This window comes from Streptomyces katrae (assembly GCF_000966975.1).
Classification (GTDB): Bacteria; Actinomycetota; Actinomycetes; order Streptomycetales; family Streptomycetaceae; genus Streptomyces; species Streptomyces katrae.
On sequence record NZ_JZWV01001613.1, the window covers coordinates 1 to 1,226 of the forward strand.

At 68.8% G+C, this 1,226-nt stretch carries 2 pseudogenes; one reads left to right on the forward strand and one right to left on the reverse strand.

Going from position 1 to position 1,226, the window contains the following annotated elements:
- Positions 1-636: pseudogene (locus VR44_RS39610) on the reverse strand (hypothetical protein); the annotation flags it as partial.
- Positions 637-941: 305 nt separating this feature from the next.
- Between VR44_RS39610 and VR44_RS39615 the strand changes: the two are divergent.
- A pseudogene (locus VR44_RS39615) lies at positions 942-1,226 on the forward strand (phosphohydrolase); the annotation flags it as partial.

The window sequence follows — 1,226 nt, forward strand, 5'->3', positions numbered from 1 at the left end:
GTCCAGGCTGCAGTGGCGCACCGCCCCGGCACGCGTGACCGGGTCGGCCAACAGGTCCGCAACGAGGTCTGCCGGCGGAACGGGATGGGGAAGCCGGCGGAAGTAGGTGGCGCAGGCCCCTGCTCGTACTGAGTCGTCGGGGTCTGTCAGCAGCAGTCGGCGCACCGGTTCCGGGGCCGTCGTCCACCATTGGGCAAGCGTCGCCCGGACTCTCGGGTCCGGGTCCGCCGCCAGCCGGGTACGCAGGTCTGCCGGCATGTGATCGCTGGCCGCCAGGTGTTCGCGGACCTGCGGGTCGCTGTCGTCGAGCAGCAGCTCGAACAGCTCTCGCGGTGCGCCGTCCGCCGCAACGACCAGAGCCCTGCGTATCGCGGGATCCGGGTGCTCCGCGAGAATCATCCGGAAGGCCTGCGGGAGGCTGCGGTTCAGGGCGAGAGAGTGTGTGAGCCAGTGATCGTCTGTGGCAATGATCTGGGCGATCACGCCATCGCTCAGGTCCGGCCGCTTGGCCACCCTGCCAAGGCCCTTGCGGTATCCGAGGAGCCGGTGGACTAGCTCCGACGGTAGTGCAGGGTTTTCCGCCAGCCCGTCCACCACCTTGTCGAGATGCACCGGCGGCGGTATGGCGTCCGACATGGCAAGCGGCCCTTCTGCCTCGGCGATCCGACCACCGGAGTCTCTCACGCGCGTTCGTTGGGGATCCGGCGGTCGTGACAGGCACTTCCTTCTTTCCGCGGTCGCGGCGGCATGTGACACGGCGAGACCACATCGCGGACCACCTCCGCAGCTGAAATCCCCGACCGCGACGTCCACGCAGCAGTTCACAAGGTGCAGGCGGCCCGGTGGTACTGCTTCCCAATGCGACAGTCAAGCGACCGTGCCCGGGGTCCGTCTTCGGAGCTTGCCTGACCTGCACACCAAGGACCGGTACTGTCCCCCGGATGACTTCGATACGTTCCGACGTCCTGTCCCGCGCCCTTGACGCCCCGGCGGAGCCGTCCTTGAGGCCGCTGCCACCCGAAGTGGCGAAACTGCTGCGCTCCCTTGAAGCCCCACCCCGTCTGGCGGCCCACCTGCGCGCGGTCCACGACGTCGCGGTCGAACTGGCCGACTGGGTGCAAGGCCGGTACCCGGAGCTGGCCGTGGACCGCGACGCTGTTCTCTTCGGTGCGGCGACCCATGACGTGGGCAAGACCGTGCACCCCGAGGAGCTCTCCGGACCGGGA